This is a genomic window from Spiroplasma endosymbiont of Dactylopius coccus (assembly GCF_977110965.1).
Map to the genome: position 1 here is coordinate 1,699,410 of NZ_OZ373019.1, position 18,512 is coordinate 1,717,921.

The following is an 18,512-nucleotide window of genomic DNA, read 5'->3' on the forward strand; positions in this document are numbered from 1 at the left end:
TTTATAATTCTTTAATCTTGGCATTGATTAAATTTTTTTGATTTTGATACTTTTCTAATTTTTGCTTTTCTATTTCAACTTTTGTTGGTGGTGCCTTTGCTAAAAATTGTTGGTTACTTAAAATATCTTTACTACGTTTTATTTCATTTTCAATATAAACTAATTCCTCTTTTAATTTTGCTAATTGTTCTTCTTTATTAAATAAATTTGAAACATTAATTTCTATTACTGCTGAATTAATAATTTTAATTATTTTATTATTAACAGACAACGGACTATCACTAATAGTAACAATTTGACTATTAGTTAATTGTAATAAATAAGGATTTAAAGTATTTTTTTCTAATTCAAAAAAAGAATTAGTCGTATTGATATGAATAGTTAACGGTAATTTTAAAAATAAATTAAGTTCTTTACGAATTTCTCGAATATTACCAATAATTTCAATTAATATTTCAACAAATTGTGTTACATCTTTTGTTTTTTTCATAACTTTAACTTTAGGAAACTTATTTGTTAAAATGCTATTTTTATACCCCATTTCTTCATAAATTGCTTCTGTGATAAAGGGAATAAAGGGATGAACCATAATAATAATTTGTTGTAAAACATAATATAATGTTTGTAATGAGTTACTTTGTTGCTCTTGATTTTGTAAATTAACTTTATTTAATTCAATATATCAAGAACAATATTTATTTCATATAAAATTTGATAGTGCTTTAACTACTAAAACAAATTCATATTTTTCCATATATTGCTCTACATAAATAATCAATTGATTAAGTTCTTGTAAAATTCATTGATCAATAAATGATAATGAATTATTATAAACAATATTTTCATCCAATTGAAAATTATCATCAATATTCATTAGTACATAACGTGCAGCGTTTCATAACTTATTATTGAAATTTCAAGCTGACTCAACTTTAGTAATACTAAATCTTAAATCTTGACCCGGAGCACAATTGCTAACTAAAAAGTAACGTAAAGCATCCGCACCATACTTTTTAATAACTTCCATTGGATCAATTCCATTATTTAATGATTTTGACATTTTTCTACCTTGTTCATCACGAATTAAACCATGAATTAAAACATTAGTAAATGGTTTTTGATTAGTAAATTTTCAACCCATAAACATCATTCGTGCAACTCAAAAAAATAAAATATCATAAGCAGTAACTAATACTGATATTGGATAATATTTTTGCAAATCAACATTTTTTTGTGGTCAATCCAAGGTTACAAAAGGTCATAAACCACTAGAAAATCATGTATCTAATACGTCTGATTCTTGAATATAATCGTTAATTGGTGATGGTGGATTAGTATCAACATAAATTTTCTTAGTTTTTTTATGATATCAAACTGGAAGCGAATGACCTCATCACAATTGACGAGAAATACATCAATCTTGAATATTATTTAATCACTGCAAAAGTTGTTGTTCAAATAATATTGGATGAAAATCAATCTTTGTTTTCTTATTTTTTTGTTTATCAATAATCATTTCAACTAATGGTTTCATTTTTATGAATCATTGTTGTGATAAATATGGTTCAATAATAGCGTTACTTCTTTCTGAATAACCAACTTGATGAAGATGGTATTCAACCTTTACAACTAAATTTTCTTTTCTTAATTGTTCAACTAATTGTTTACGACATACCATTCGATCTTGATTAATATATGATTGTGCTAATTCATTCATAGTTCCATCAACATTCATACAAATAGGCATTGCTAAATTGTGACGTAATGCAATTTCATAGTCATTAGCATCATGAGCTGGTGTACATTTCATAGCACCTGTTCCAAAATTCATATCAACATAATCATCAGCAATGATTTTAATTAACATTTTATTAGCCGGATTAACAACCATTTTACCAATAAATTGTAAATAACGTTTATCTTTACTATTTACAACTATACACTGATCAACAAAAATTGTTTCTGGTCTGGTAGTAGCAATAGTAATAAATTCATTACTATTTTCTATAAAATATTTTAAATAATACATTTTTCCTTTTGTTTCATGATATTTTACTTCAATATTAGAAATAGCGGTTTTTAATTCTGGATCTCAATTTACTATCTTTTTTCCTCGATAAACTAAACCTTCTTTATATAACTTTACAAATACTTCATTAACTGCTTGCTTAACATTTTCATCTAAAGTAAATACTTCATGCGAATAATCTAATGCTAAACCAAGTTTTGCTCACTGTTTTCTTATGTTTTGTGCATATTCTGTTTTTCATTTTCATGCTTGTTGTAAAAATTTATCTTTACCTAATTCTTGCAAATTAAGTTTTTGTTCTTCTTTAATACGTTGTGCAACTTTAACTTGCGTGGCAATGCCAGCATGATCCATACCAGGTATAAATAAAGTATTAAATCCTTGTAAACGTTTATAACGAATTAATAAATCTTGGATAGTACTATCTCAAGCATGACCTAAATGTAAAAGTCCGGTTACATTAGGTGGTGGTAAGATAATAGAAAATGTAGGATTAATAGAACTAACATTTGCCTTAAATAATCCAGATTTTACTCATTGTTCATAACGATCCTTTTCAATTTCAATATGATTATATTTTTTGTTTAAATTTCTATTCATTTGTTATACTCCTTTTTAAAATAAAAAAACATTCCACAAATAGGAACGTTTTTTAACGCGGTACCATCCTAATTCATTTACAAAGTAAATGCACTTAATTATTATTTAAATTGCTAATAATATAAGTTACCTTCAAATTAAAGTTGCTTAGTTTACAGCAACCACTAAGTCTCTAAATTACCATTTAATTTTACTCTTTTATATTTTAAACTAATTATGTATTTTATTTTACATTGTTAATTTTAAAAAACAAGACATTTGAGAAAAGTGTCATTATTTAGTGATAATTTCCTATTAATTATCGAGTAAAAATTTCCCAAAAATGAAGTTATTATAAAAACTTATTATTGATAATAACTAGATTTAAAACAAGCCTCATTAGGCTTGTTTATTTTTTGAATACTGAACCATATAAAATTTTAAATCGTTTGTATATAAACAAATTTGGTTCCTTAAAATTGATTTTACATAAGTACACAACATTTAAAACAGTTACTTTGTTCAATTGATGTTGATTCATTATTTATATTGCTTACATGTTCTTGCAATAAAGGTGTTGTTTCGTTTTCTTTTACTTGCATATTATTTTTAATTTGATTTTCAATTTTGATTATTTCTTCATTTATATTTTGCAACTTATATTCAGATTCTTTAATTTGATTTTCAAATGGTAAGGTTAGTTTATTTTTTTCTTCAATCTCTTGCTGATCAATTTCATTTATTTTTTGTTTAAAAAAATTAATATTTTTTTCTATATTTGTTTTTTTATTTTTAATTGTTCTAAAATTTCTTGCATTTTTTTCTTCCTTTCAAAATAAAAACTCATTTATTTTAAAATAAAATAATGAGTTAAAAACTTATATTAAGTTTAATTAAATTATACAAAAAAAGTTCCTATATGAAAGTAAGAAACTAAAGTTTTAGGGGTTATTTGGAATTTGTGTTTATTTAACAGTGTAACTTTCCAAAATAATTTAATTTTTGATAAATATTTTTGGGAAATTTTCACTCGATATTGACAGACATTTGAGAAAAGAAAAAATCTAAATATTAAAATTATCTTTTTTAAAAACAGGAGTTGATGTTTTCATAGACTGCATGCAGTCTAATTTATTTTTTAGAACCTGTTTGGAATCTTTTATAAAATAACGTAAAATGACTATATATTTTAAGAACCTGTTTGGAATCTTTTAAACATAATTAAACTAAAAAAGGGAATAATTATTTCTAACCTGACAGTTAATTAACATTTTATTTTCTTTGTCATTTTTTTGTTAAAAAGATTTTATCATTTGACAACTTATCGATTAAAAATTTATTTTTCAACTATAAAATAACATTTATGATATTAATTTAATCAAAAATAAGTTAAAAAAGATCCTAAACAGGTTCTTACAGTAGATTTAAGTTTGCTAGTTGTTGATTGAAATAAAAATAGTTATCAAAATGGTAACTATTTTTATTATTATAGATTAATTTATTTTCGTCGATATTTATAAGCCATAATTGCTCCAAATATTAATGCTCCAATTCAAAGTAAACTAACTAAAATTGGTATTCAGTAATTATCAAAAAGTGCTGCATTGATTAAATCATTTGGAGTACCATAATTATTTCATCCTCTATTCATAATAGAAACAGGATAAGAAAAAGGAATAATTTTAGCAATAATAACTAAAACTGGTTGTCCTTTAATGGCTACATACGGAATATATTGACCCGATAAAAATGATGTTGGCAAATATAATAATAAAGCAAAAGCATTAGCAATTTTAAAATCAGAAGCAAGAATACCAACCATTATTCCTACTGCTGAACACATAATTGATGAAAGCAGAATTGCTAGTAATATATAACCTCAATTAATTAGTTCTCAATTAATCTGATTATGATATAAAGCTGCACCAATTCCTAATGTTCAAAAACTACCAATAAAAATTAAAATAACATGAAATATTAAAATACTACTAATAAATTGTCATGGTTTTAATGGTGTTGCACCAATTCTTTTAATAATTATTGATTGTTTAAAATCAGAATATGTCATTGATAAAGTAACAATTCCTAATACTGGTGAAGCTGACATCACTAACCCCGGTAATACTGTTTGTGCAACATTTGGGTTACCGGGTGTTAATACAGCAACTAAAATTGTTAACATAATAATAGGGAAAATAAAGCCAAAGAAAATACTATGGAAAGATTTCTTAAAATAACCAAATAATAATTGAAACATTGCTAGCATTATTTTTTTTCCTTTCTCGTAGTTATTTCTAATGGTGTTTCTGTTTTTTCTAAATAATATTTTAATAATGAACCATATTTTTTAGTAACTTCAACAACAGTAGTATCATCAATAATTTGACCATCCTTTAAAAAAATAATACGTTTACATAAAGCTTGGATTTCATCTAAATTATGACTAACTAAAATTAAAGTAATGTTATTCAAACTAATTTGTTCTTGTAAAAAATTAATAATATCAATTCTTGTTTTAACATCTAAACCAGTTGAAATCTCATCACCAATATAAATTTTTGGTTGATGAAATAATGATAAAAATAAATTAACTCTTTGTCTTTGACCACCCGATAAACTATTTACTTTACGTTTGTATAATTCTTTTAATTGAAACTTATCTAACATACTATTAAAAATTTCGGGTTTTATTTTATCTAAATAAATCTTATGATAAAAATTTATTAATTCTTTAACTGTTATAAAGTTAGGATAAACTTGATCTTGAAAATTTATTCCAACAACATATGGAATATCTTTTTTATTAAAGTTATATTCAATTTCTCCTGTACTTGCATTTTTAGTATTACTAATAATCTCACATAATGTGGTTTTACCAGCACCATTAGCACCAAAAATAGCAACAGAACTACCACTCTCAATTTCTAAATTAATAGGTCCGAGTACAACATTACCATTATACGACTTCGTAATATTTTTAACCTTAATTACTTTCATAATTGCTTCCTTTCATATTATTTTAAACTTTATAAATAAGTATAGCATTAAAAAAATCTAATTTTATATCATAAGAACCAACATTTTTTTTAATTAAATTTTTTTTAATATATTTAATTTTAAGTAACATTTAAAATGTTACTTAAAATTTTTATTTGAATACAAAATTCCTTCAGTTCCTGCAGCATATAAAGTATTTTCTGAATTAATTGTTAAGGCAAGAATATGTTCATTATCATTATCTATTCCTAACATATTGCAAAAAATAGATGATTTTTTTTACTTTTTTATATATTTGATTTGAATCAACACCAGCGAACAAAACACCATCTCTATCAATAATTAATCGTTTAATTTCATGACCTGTATTTAAAATTTTAGAATACATACTTCCACTATTAATTTGATAAATATTACCATTATCAGAACCAGCAAAAATAGTTCCAATAGTATCTACGACTAAACTTTTTATTGACCCAGCATCATTTTGTTCTTTAATTAATTGAAAATCATTTACACCATTACTTTTATAAATTTTACCATGATTATTAGCTCCAGCAAAAACAGAACCATCTTCACCTATTGCTAAACTATTAATATAATCATGTGTTCCTAAGAACCTGTTTAGGATCTTTTTTAACTTATTTTTGATTAAATTAATATCATAAATGTTATTTTATAGTTGAAAAATAAATTTTTAATCGATAAGTTGTCAAATGATAAAATCTTTTTAACAAAAAAATGACAAAGAAAATAAAATGTTAATTAACTGTCAGGTTAGAAATAATTATTCCCTTTTTTAGTTTAATTATGTTTAAAAGATTCCAAACAGGTTCTAACATATGATTAACGTTACTATTTTTATCAATGCTATACACACCATCATCATTCCCAACATAAACAATACCGGTTTTTTTATTAACCGCTAAAGCTCATATTCAATTTGTTGAATCTGGCAATAAAATTTTTTCAAATTTATGTATTCCATCACTTTTATAAACAGAACCAGAATCAGTTCCAACATAAACATTATCTTCATTATCAATTACTATATTTCTGGCAGTTTTACCAGCATCTAATCCTTCTATTAAAGTTTCTACTCCTGTAGTACTAAGTTTATAAATTCTATCTTCTTGTGTTCTAAAAATATTACTTTGTGAATCAACAACCAAAGCATAAATTTTTTCATTTGCTATTTTTTTATTTAATAAAACAGATGAATCAGATAAATTATGAAATGTAATAGAATCTAATTTTATATCATAAGAACTACCACTAGCACAAAACTGAGAAGAATTATGACCTGCATATTGACAATAAATATTATTATCATCGTGCCATATACATAAATATATATGAATTCGATTTTGAGCCATAAAAATTCAAAAATTATTTTCAAACTTAAAATTAAAAGTATCATTATTTAATACTACAGGATCATTAAATGGAGGAGCAATATACTCAGGAATAGATTTATTAATTTTATTAGTCATTAAACTTAGATTATTGTTAATAACAGGACCATTAGAATTAGTTAATTTAATATAAGAATTATTAAATGAAAGGCTAGGTCATAATAGACAAAACTCTTCTCATCTTTTTGCATATTTTGTTCAATTAATTAAAGTGTAGTTTTCTGATTTAAAATCTTCTCAACTATTAGTTCCATCAAATGATTGAGAATTAAATATATTAATATTTTTACTTAAATTCGTATTATTAAATTTATGATAATAAATTTCAATTACATTATTATCTTTATCAAAAATATAATTAATTGAATAATCTCTTGCATCATTAGAAAAGGGCAATTCATTAATTAGTTTATAAACTTTTTCTTTATCAACAATTAAATTAATAATCTCATTAGTTAAACTTTTATTAAAACTATTTTTAATACTAATTTTACTAATAAAATCCTTTCCTAAACTATCAGCTACACCTTTAGTAATTTTATTTTCGTGTACTGCTTTAACAATATAATATAAACCTAATGTTTCATTTAGATTATTACTATGTTCAACTTTATCAGCACCTACTTGATTTGAAATATCAATATGACTATTTAATCCTCCAAATTGAATATATTGTCAATCATTATTATCATAAATACTTTCATTAGAACCTGTTTGGAATCTTTTAAACATAATTAAACTAAAAAAGGGAATAATTATTTCTAACCTGACAGTTATGGATGGGTTACACTTTATTGGACACTAATTACGTAGACAAGTGAACAAATTAGTGAAAAGAAAGGAAGTATAATTATGGCCAATATTAACTCATATTCAGATGAAGTTAAAAAACAAATAGTAGCTTTATATCAAAGCGGTAAGTCAGTGTCTTGTATTGCTAAAGAGTACAATGTTACAAGAGCAGCTACTTATAATTGAATTAAGCAATTTACTAATTCAGGTAGTTTTAAAACTAAAGATAATCGTTCTGTTGAAGAAAATGAATTAATTAAATTAAGAAAAGAATTAAAACAATTAAGAATGGAAAATGATATTTTAAAGCAAGCAGCACTAATAATAGGCAGAAAGTAGAAATTATTGCTAAAAATAAAGTTAAATATAAAATTCGCACAATGTGTCGTTTTTTGAAAATATCTAAATCAACATATTATTTTAACTTAAAGAAAAAAGAAAATAAAATCAAAAATAATATGTATGATGAAGCTGTTATTAGTGCTTTTAAAGAAAATAAAGAAGTTTATGGTACTAGAAGATTAAAAAAAATTTTAGAAAACCAAGAAATTTATTTATCACGCAGAAAAATTAAAGAAATTATGAATAAGCATAATTTAATATCAAAATACACTAAATTATCATTCAAAAATCATCATAATAAAGTCAATAATAGTCAAATAACCAATCTTGTTAATAGAAACTTTAATAATAGGGTTAAAAATGAAGTTATTGTTAGTGATTTAACTTACGTTCAAGTTAATGGTAAATGAAACTATATTTGCCTATTAATAGACCTATTTAACCGCGAAATTATTGGACATAGTGTTGGAGTTAAAAAAGATGCATTACTAGTATATCAAGCATTTATGCAATCAAATCGCTGTTTAAAAGATATCCAAATATTTCATAGTGATCGAGGTAATGAATTTAACAATAAAATTATTAATAATCTTTTATTAGCATTCAATATTACTCGATCTTTAAGCAAAAAAGGTTGTCCTTATGATAATGCTGTTGCTGAAGCAACTTTTAAAACTTTCAAAACTGAATTTATTAATGATAAAAATTTTACATCATTAATCCAATTAAAATTAGAATTATTTGATTATATCAATTGATACAACAACATAAGAATCCACAGCACTTTAAACTACTTAACTCCTATCAAATATCAAGAACAAGTGTCTACCAAAAAATAGTCCTAAAAAGTGTTGCCATTCCAAAATTAATACTATTTTCTCTTTTCTCTTATTTTATGGCTAATATTCATGTTATTATTACTAAGTAATTAAAAAAATATTAATGAGGTATAAGATGAGTATTGTCACAATTGAGAATTTAACACATGCTAATGGTGGAAAAGTTTTGTATAAAAACGCCACTTTACAAATTAATAAAGGTGAACATGTGGCATTAATTGGTATGAATGGTGTTGGTAAAACAACATTATTAAATATTATTAATGGAACAGTATCTGCAGATCATATTAATTTAAATATTCATCCTAAAATTAAAATTGGCTATTTGGATCAACATCAAGAGGTTAATTTAGAATTAACAGTTTTACAATATTTGCGTGAAAGTTATCAAAAACTTTTTGAACGTGAACAACAAATGGAAAACTTATATGCAGAAATGGCTAATAATTATAGTGAAGAGTTATTAACGAAAGCAATGAAAATTCAAGATGAATTGACACACCAAGGATTTGATACTATTAGTAAAAAAATTGGTCGTTTAGTTGATGGATTGGGTATTAATTTACAGCTTTTAGAACAAACTTTAGGTAGTTTAAGTGGTGGTCAAAGAGCAAAAGTGTTATTAGCAAAATTATTATTAAATGAAGATGATTTTTTATTACTTGATGAACCAACTAATTTTTTGGATATTGAACAAATTAATTGATTAGCTAAGTTTTTACAAAATTACCCTAGTGCATTTTTATTGGTGTCACATGATCGTAATTTTATTAATACAACATGTAATATTATTTTCGATATTGATAATTATATGATTACTCGTTATGTTGGTAATTTTGAAAGTTTTTTAGAACAAAAAAGTTTACATCATCGTCAATATGAATCAGCATATTCAAATCAAAAGAAATTAATTGAAAAATTAGAAACTTATATTAGTAAAAATGCAGCACGTGCTTCAACTGCTAAAAGTGCTGAATCAAGAAGAAAACAATTATCTAAAATTAATGTTTTAGAAAAACAGCAAATCCAGTCTCCTCCAAAGTTTTATTTTAAGTATTATAAAACAACGAGTTCAATTGCTGTGCAAGCTAAAAACCTTGAAATAGGTTATCATAAACCATTAATTAAGCCACTTACTTTTGTTATTAAGACTGGTAGTAAGTGAGTTGTTAAAGGGTATAATGGAATTGGTAAAACTACTTTCTTGCAAACATTAGCCGGTAATATTCCAGCACTTGCTGGAAATATTAATTTAGATGATCGAATGCAAGTAGCATATTTTCATCAGACTGAAGTAATGACTAGTACTACTCCATTTAATTATTTAAAAGAGTTAGATATTAAATTAAATGATGTTGAGATTAGAAGAATTTTAGCAAGTTTTGGCTTGCGTAGTAATTTAGTAATGAAACCAATGAACTTACTTTCTGGTGGTGAACAAACTAAGGTTAGATTAGCAGCATTGGCATTAAAACCTTACAACTTATTAATTTTAGATGAACCAACTAATCATATTGATGTTTTAGCTAAAGAGTCTTTATTAAAAGCATTGCAAGAATTTGAAGGCACTGTATTATTGACAACTCATGATACTAATTTTAATAATAGTTGAGTTGATGGTGTTTTAGATTTTGAAAAATTAACAAATTAGTGAAATTAAAATAGTTATTTTTAATATTTAATTTATACATTTAAACAAATAAAAAAACTTATAACTAAATCTTAGTTATAAGTTTTTTTATTTGTTTAAATTATCCTTTACGATTACGGTCGTCACGGTCTCGTCTGCTAAATCCACCACTGTTTCCTCAACTAGAATCACCACGGTCAGAACGTGGTCTAAAGTTTCCACGATCAGAAGAATTTCTATCCCCTTGTGTTCTTGCTCCACGTTCAGCAAAACGTTTTTCACGTTCTTCTGTGATTTTTACAAGTGTTGTTAAACTTGCATTAATAGTAATTACTGTTTCTTTTAAAACTTTAATTTCTTCTAATAATGCTTCGATTGTTTGATTGTTTTCCATTAACAATGCCTCTTCTTTCTGGCGCCTAATTGATAAATCTGATAATAATATCTGATATAATGAGATTAATAAGCACTTAATTAAGTATAGCATTAAAATTAAAATTGTATAGTATATAGTCATATATTTTATAGTTAAAAATAATTATTATTATGATAACTATTATTTTTTATTAAATATCTAGTAAATAATATTATTATAAAATTAGTTTTTTATTTTACTAAAGTAATACTTTTAAATTTAAAAGTACGTATACCTTGAAAATCAATTAAATTTTCAATATCAATAGCAGTGATAATAAAATGATATGTAGTGTTTTTAATTTTATATGTAAAATCATATTTTAAATTAATTGTTTCAATATTATTGATGGTAGTTTTAGTCATAGTAATATTAGAAGTATTACCTATTTTTTTATTAATGCCGGTTGTGTTATCAGCATCAAAATAAACTTCATAGTTATCTTTAATTCATTGATTATTATTAGTAGTAATAATATTTTTAATTCCTAATTTATGACTTTCGTCAGTAGTACCAAGTAATAAATTTAAGATATTATTTAGTTGACTGTGTGGTTCAAGCATAGTTTTTTGTAAAATATCCAGTATTGAACCTTGAGTAAAAGTTGGATATTCTGGATCATCTTTATTAATGTGTCCACCTAATGATTTATATAATTCTTCGACATCGGTTGCTGTTACATCACTTTTATTAATTATGTTTTTTAGAGTAACAATAGTATCATTTTTAAAAATTATTAAGAGACCAGTAGTATTATTAAATAAAAAATTCTCTAAATCTTGTAAATCAATATTAATACCTTCATTACCTGGATATTGTTCTGAAATTTTGGTAATTAGATCAGTAATACTAGTAATAATGTTTTTAACACTATCTGTATTAATTGCTTTGATAATGGTATCAATTAATGGACTAGGATCATATGTACTATCACCAATAAGCCCGCCTAAGGTTAAATTTGCTGATATAGGTAAAGGACCAATTTTAACTTTTAAATTAAGTTTAACATCATAAAGAAATGTATCGAAACCACGAGTTTCTGCTGTAGTTTTACCAAATACGGTTAGAAGTATTTGCTTTAATTTTTCTGGTTGGCTAATTAAAGATTTTATAGTATTGATAATATCAAGTAAATTATAGCTACCAGCACTTGGCTTTGATGGATAACCATTACCAATTGTTAAATTTTTAACACCTTCAGTAATATCGGGCATATCTAATATTCATTTTTTAATAACCGGAATAATTGCTTCAATAATTGTTAAGATATAAAGTGGGTTAGTTAAAAGATAGGGAAAGTATTTTTCAATATCAGCAAAAAATCCTTTATCATCAAATTGAACATCCGGTGGATTTATACGATTAACAGTTATGTATTCTGAAAGAATATTACCTAAATACCTTGGAGTTTTACCATCTTTACCAAAAATTTTATTGTCTTCACTCATTTTTCAAAACAAGTAATTAATTAAAGTGCCACCATGATATAAATCATAATCTTGTTTTGATTTTCAATTTTCAACTTTATGACCAGGAAATTGACCAAAACTTGGACTTATTTTTCATTCTCCATCATCATTTCAAGCGCTATAAGGTTGACCACTATCATCTTTTCAATTATTAATAAACTTAGTTAATGTTTCTTCATCAGTGGGTGTCGAAGTTTGTTGATCAGATCAACTGCCATTGACTAAATTACCAAATATTCTAGTTAGCGGATTTAAAAAATTAGAACCATAGTTATTAATTAAATTGGCAACTAATTGTAATCCAGCTGGTAAAGTGCTTAAGTCACCTTGTAATGATTTTAAAAAACTAGAAATGGGGTCCATACCAGCACCTACAACTATATTTTCTAATTGTGGGTTAGCCATAATTGATATAGTTCTAATATAATCAAGTGATGAAAAAATATCATTAACTTGTTTTTTACTATTGATGGTTTTAGTTAATTCACCTGTTCCAGAAGCTTTAAAAAAAATATCAGGATCAAAATTATTTACATCAATTTTTCCATTTTCCCCTCAACGTGTTTGTAAATCACCTCAATTATCTAAACTAGTATTTTTAGTTAAATTATTAATACTATTATTTTTAATTTTTCCCATAATATCATCATTAGTACTACTAGTATCAGCACCTAACTCTTTTGACATAACCATACTTTTAATTAAAGCAGAAGTTTGGTCAGCAAAACTTTTAGCGATACTATTAGTTACACGGTTAACATAAAAATTAAAGGTACAAGCTGATAGAGGTAAAATAGTGGCACTTGCTATTAAGATAATTCCTAACTTGGTAAATACTTTTTTCATAGCAGTTCTCCTTAAATAAAGTGTTATTTTTGTCAATTTTATTTTACTAAAATTTAATACATTTAACTCTGAAAATAATTAAATTCATTTCTTACAAATTGTATCATTAGTTATTTTAATTTTAAAATTTATTTAAATAAACAATTTAAATATGGTAATATATCAAACAGAGAAAAATTAAACATTATAAAAATTATCTATTATTTATTTTAAAATTATCCTATATATTAATTTTGTATAAGTGTGATATTATTAATCCATATGTGAACTTAATAATTAAAATTAAATGCAAAATTTTAATTTCAGGAATTAGGGAGAACTGTAATGGCAAGGTTAAATAAACGCGAAAAAGCGAATGATAAAAAAATGGTGTCTACTAATAAGAAAGCAAAAAAAAGTTTATTTAAGAATTCGTTACTATTAAAGCAGACTTTAGTTGCTACATGAAAAAGTAAATTACAATTAGTTATTTTATTATTACTTACTGCTTTTGCAACTTCGTTGGTTACTGGAAGTTGAATTTCGTACGTTAGAATGATTGAAGGAAGCAATCAATTAGGATTAAATGATCTTAAGTTTGATGCTGTTTTACCTTATTCACCAGTGTCGCAAGGTATTAAACAAATTGCTAATCAAGCTTTTAGTTTAAAGTTAGGTCGATTTTATGTTCAAAACGGAACTGATAGTAAAAGTACTAAAGCGCTTTATTTTGATGATACAAAAATAGGCACAGATCAAGAAATCCTACCAATTACTAAAGATAACTTAACTATTGATTATACTCGTGATAATACAGGTAATATTACTGGGTTTAATGATATAAGATGAACAACCCCAGATAATCCTTTAATTTTTAATTTGAATAATAATAATGTTAAAGCAAGCATCTATGGTCAATTATTATTAAAGTCAAAAAATGCTGCTAATGAGAATTTAAAAAACCATTTTAAAACAGCAGCAGATGATTTATATCGTGCTGTTTTTTTAAAAAAAACAGCACCCAATATTCTTCAATCTATTAATACTTTTATTAAGGAATGGATTACAAAACATTCAACAGAACCGATATTAAAGGAGACTGATAATGATAAAGTTACCACTTGAATTTTAGAAAATAAAATAAATTTTAGATCTTCTTCTAATGATGCTACTATTCCTGATAGTGTTAATTTACAAGATCAAACAGAAAGAAATGAACTTTTTATTAAAGTAGTTAAGGAAACTGAAATTGATCCAAGATTAGATAATGAGTATGGTATGAATGGTCAATGAATGAGAATTTATCGTAATTTTTCTGCAACAGAATCAGATAGTAACATTTATACTAATTTTACTAATACTTCTATTGGTTATCATTCGCCTTTTAACTATAATATGATTAGTGATGGCACTGAAAGAGACGCTTTTTCTTCATATTTAATTCGTGCGGTTGCAGCATTACAAATGCGTGATTTATATGTTCGTAATCAATTTACTGCCAGTGTTGGAGTAATTAATAATACTCAAATTAATACTAAAATTATTGATATTGGTTTACCTAATGCTTTAAATCATACTAATCTAAAAGTATTTGAAGGTGTTGCACCAACAAGTAAAAATGAAATAGTTATTACGCCACAATATGCAAGAAAAAATAAAAGTAATAAAGCGTATAAACCAGGCGATCATATTAATATTAATGGTACTGACTTTATTGTTAGTGGTATTGGTGGTGATGCTTATGATATTTATCCAACGATTAGTGACTTAGATCCAATTCCCAATACAAGAACTGAATTTATTGCTTATGTTACACCTTCAGCATGAAATGATGGAAATTGATATAAGACAGCAGATAAAACTGATAATACTTTAATGTATTTTACAAAATGAAATAATGTTCCTAAAAATAGTATTCATGAATTTGATGTTGATTTATTTAATGATTTTTTTCAAAAAACAATATTTAGTGATAATGGTGTTAGTGATTTAAATCAATATGATTATAATAAGTATTTAGTTGAGAAATATGGTAATACAGTTCCAACACCACAATCTTCTTATACATACCTTATTAATCCAAATCCTGTAGTTACAAGTAGTAATAGTCAGTTTTCGCTTTATAATAGTAAAGAAAAGATATTTAATTCAGCAATAATTGGATTTTTATTTGCAGCAATAGCAGGAGTATTATTTTTACTAACGGTTGTTATTTTTATTACTACTTTAATTGTTAAAAAAGCAATCCAACATGGACAAGTTTCAATGGGTATTTTAAAATCAATAGGTTATAAAACATGACAAATTACGATTTCTTATTTGGCATATCCATTATTAACACTATTAATTGCAATTCCAATTGGCTGAATTGTTGGTCTTGTAATTCAGGTATATTTAACTGAGATTTTTAATACTTTATTTGTTTTACCATATAATGTTTTTAACTTTGATGTTGTTCCATTATTTATTTCAATTGTTTTAATTATTGGTTTTATTACAATTGTTACTTTATTAACTGCCTTTCGTCTTTTAAAACGTGATCCTTTATTTTTAATTAAAAAAGATAGTGATTTAGCTTTAGGTGTTCCTAAAAGTAGACCTAGCAAGTTTTTACAAAATAATTTTCGTCTTCGTTTTTTATTATCGTTATCAAAAACTAGTTGAAAAAAAATTTTAGTTACTTCGGGAGTTATTACTTTAGCTTCACTTTCAATTGTAGCAACAACACTAGTTCCTGCCACTATTAATAGTTTAAAAGTTAATTATTTCAAAACTCAAGAATATAAAAATTATTATGAGTATCAAACACCAATGCCGAATATGCCAATGAGTAAATATGGATTATATTCATGAGATTTTTTTAATCGACCAAGCGGTGAGAAATATTATCCAACTTATGGTGCTATGCCTTGACCTGAAGATAAAATTGTTTATGATGAGAAAAAGGCACGTGTTGGATGATATAATCCATTATTGTTTAAAAAAGAAAAATTAACTAATAATTTTGCTGATATTTTTACTTTTGATTCATCTTTTCCTGAATCTGAAAGAGCAGAGTTTATAAAAAAAATGTCCTCTTATTATCAAGAACAATCAACAGGGACATTAGATCTTAATGATTTAGTTTGATCATATAGTTGATTAGGTGGCAAAGCCTTTAGTAATCAGTTAATAACTGATTTAAGTAAAGAAGATAATACACCATCAAAAATACTTTCATATAATATTGTTAATTTTGCAAGTGGCCAATTACCTAATATTTTGCAAGTTCCCAATCCTGGAGTGCCACCTGGTCCAGAGGCAATTAAAGAAATTTTAAAGCAAGTATTACCAGGCTTTGTTCGTCAGAGTATTGATAGTTTGCCAAGACCTAATATTAAAGAAGATCCTTATGATTATTTTAGTATTGGTCATAATACTATTGCTTTTAATCCAAAAACTACTAATAATGGTGATATTAATGGACCAGATGAAGAATTAGTAACACAGTTTAAAGTTGGTGTTGATGAAAGTACAAAAATTGCTAAAAAAGAACTAATGGATGTTATTGGTATTAATCCCAATACTGCGATGTTGGTATTAAAAAATGATGAAGTTAAAGCTTTAAAATATAATGCTAATGCTAATGCTATTCCAATGGTTATCAATCGTGCTTTTCAATCTAAATTTGGATTAGATGTTGGTTCACAATTTAGTGGTGTACCACAAGTTAATACTCTATGTTATAAAAATATTGATGGTAAAAGTATTCCTTTACCAAAAGAAAATTGATATTACGGTGAAACACCACCAACAGATTCTTATACTACAAATGGTGGCATTTGATCAAAAAGTGGAACAAAATGAAATTATCGTGGTGATCAAAAAATAAAATTATCTGATAATAGTAAAGAATATAGTGATATCCACGGCACTAGGTATAATGGTATGTATGATGAAAAAGGACAACCAATTATAAATAATGAACCTAGTACTTGAAATAATGTTAATGATATTTGATTAAAATTGCCTTCTGATATTAGTGATAGTGCTAAAAGTGGTAAAATTCCAACAGCTGATAATGCTAAAACAATTGATTTTGATTTATCACGTATTTCCGATTCAACAGGTGAATGAATTAGACCTTTTTCATATGATTTGGTAAAGCCATATAATGGATTTGATCCTAAAGATCCATTAAGTATTTTATTAAACCGCCCAGCAGAATGATTTATGGGAATGGTTAATAATAATATTTTAACTAAAGAAAATAATATTAATGCTGATAGTTTACAAGCAGATATTAAAAATAACATGCCAACATGATGAAAAAATATTACGGGTAATGATAATCCACTTCATACATATCAAGTTGTGGGAATTCAAGATTCTTATGATACTCCTAAAGCCTATGTTGATCAAAAATGAGCTAATAAAATTATGGGTTATAGTTATATTGATGATAATCCTTATTATTCAGGAACGGATGTATTTCAATGATTTAATGGTAAGTTAAGTGCTAATGCTAATGTTTTTGATTTAATTGGAAGAATGAGTTTTAAATCAAATTTAGATGATTATACTATTTATGCAACCACTAGTTTAAGTGGTAATCAAAATATACCAATGGTCAAAAAAAATTATTTATTATCAAGACAACAAGCAATGTTTACTAAAATGTCAGATATTGCTTTCAGTGCTAGTGCTTTATTTATTGTGACAACGATTATTTGTTCAATATTAATTGTTATTATGATTACTGATTTATTTACCGATCAATTTCGTCGTTTTATGGCTCATATGAAAGCAGAAGGATATACTAATTGAGAAATTAATTCTTTTACTTTAGGTATTTTTACACCTTGAGCATTACTTGGTTATATTGTAGGATTTGCCCTAGGTTTCCTTGCTATTTATGGTTTAATTTCTATTCTTACTAGTTTTGTTGGTGTGGCTTTACCATTTACAATAACATGATGAATATTACCAGTAAGTTTTACCATAATTGGTGGTATATATATATCAACATTTATTATCAATAATCATGAATTAAATAAAATGAATTTAATTGAATTATTAAAATCTGATGAATAAAATAAAGTTCACTAAAGAATGTTTGGTAAATTTAAATATTTAAATTTACCAAATTAATAGTCAAATATGTATACTTTATTTGAAAACTAAATATAGTTTTTAACTCA

Annotated in this window: 10 protein-coding genes; 3 read left to right on the forward strand and 7 right to left on the reverse strand. The window is 25.1% G+C overall.

The window, feature by feature from the left end; translation table 4 throughout:
* Window position 1 precedes the first annotated feature (1 nt).
* From ACXUB0_RS10795 to ACXUB0_RS10815, 5 genes are all read right to left on the reverse strand, one after another.
* Complete coding sequence (locus ACXUB0_RS10795) at window positions 2-2,629, reverse strand: valine--tRNA ligase (protein ID WP_458258643.1); 2,628 nt, start codon at window positions 2,627-2,629, stop codon at window positions 2-4.
* Window positions 2,630-3,093: 464 nt separating this feature from the next.
* Window positions 3,094-3,264 carry a hypothetical protein gene (locus tag ACXUB0_RS10800; RefSeq protein ID WP_458258644.1) on the reverse strand — a complete coding sequence of 57 codons (171 nt, stop codon included), beginning with the start codon at window positions 3,262-3,264 and terminating at the stop codon, window positions 3,094-3,096.
* A gap of 842 nt (window positions 3,265-4,106) precedes the next feature.
* Window positions 4,107-4,790, reverse strand: coding sequence for an ABC transporter permease (locus tag ACXUB0_RS10805; protein ID WP_458257703.1), 684 nt, complete (start codon window positions 4,788-4,790; stop codon window positions 4,107-4,109).
* Between the two features lie 83 nt (window positions 4,791-4,873).
* The gene (locus ACXUB0_RS10810; RefSeq protein WP_458258366.1) at window positions 4,874-5,605 is read right to left on the reverse strand and encodes an ABC transporter ATP-binding protein; all 732 of its coding nucleotides are present in this window, start codon (window positions 5,603-5,605) and stop codon (window positions 4,874-4,876) included.
* A 761-nt stretch (window positions 5,606-6,366) separates the two neighbouring features.
* A complete protein-coding gene (locus ACXUB0_RS10815; RefSeq protein WP_458258645.1) occupies window positions 6,367-7,752 on the reverse strand; it encodes a hypothetical protein in 1,386 nt (461 codons plus the stop codon).
* A gap of 120 nt (window positions 7,753-7,872) precedes the next feature.
* Between ACXUB0_RS10815 and ACXUB0_RS10820 the strand changes: the two genes are divergently transcribed.
* Together ACXUB0_RS10820 and ACXUB0_RS10825 are read left to right on the forward strand one after the other, a co-directional pair.
* Window positions 7,873-8,993 (forward strand): IS3 family transposase gene (locus ACXUB0_RS10820; protein ID WP_458258646.1). Its coding sequence is split into 2 segments (ribosomal slippage): window positions 7,873-8,116 and window positions 8,116-8,993, totalling 1,122 coding nucleotides; the frame shifts between segments, so codons are not numbered across the junction.
* Between the two features lie 115 nt (window positions 8,994-9,108).
* Window positions 9,109-10,644: an ABC-F family ATP-binding cassette domain-containing protein gene (locus ACXUB0_RS10825; protein WP_338957779.1), complete on the forward strand. Its 1,536-nt coding sequence runs from the start codon at window positions 9,109-9,111 to the stop codon at window positions 10,642-10,644.
* Window positions 10,645-10,744: 100 nt separating this feature from the next.
* On the opposite strand, the gene ACXUB0_RS10830 is transcribed toward ACXUB0_RS10825, so the two are convergent.
* Together ACXUB0_RS10830 and ACXUB0_RS10835 are read right to left on the reverse strand one after the other, a co-directional pair.
* Window positions 10,745-11,017 carry a hypothetical protein gene (locus tag ACXUB0_RS10830; protein ID WP_174480642.1) on the reverse strand — a complete coding sequence of 91 codons (273 nt, stop codon included), beginning with the start codon at window positions 11,015-11,017 and terminating at the stop codon, window positions 10,745-10,747.
* 212 nt (window positions 11,018-11,229) lie between these two features.
* Window positions 11,230-13,353: a hypothetical protein gene (locus tag ACXUB0_RS10835; RefSeq protein WP_458258647.1), complete on the reverse strand. Its 2,124-nt coding sequence runs from the start codon at window positions 13,351-13,353 to the stop codon at window positions 11,230-11,232.
* A 324-nt stretch (window positions 13,354-13,677) separates the two neighbouring features.
* On the opposite strand from ACXUB0_RS10835, the gene ACXUB0_RS10840 reads away from it, so the two are divergent.
* Window positions 13,678-18,405, forward strand: coding sequence for an FtsX-like permease family protein (locus tag ACXUB0_RS10840; RefSeq protein ID WP_458258648.1), 4,728 nt, complete (start codon window positions 13,678-13,680; stop codon window positions 18,403-18,405).
* The last annotated feature ends 107 nt before the right edge of the window (window positions 18,406-18,512 follow it).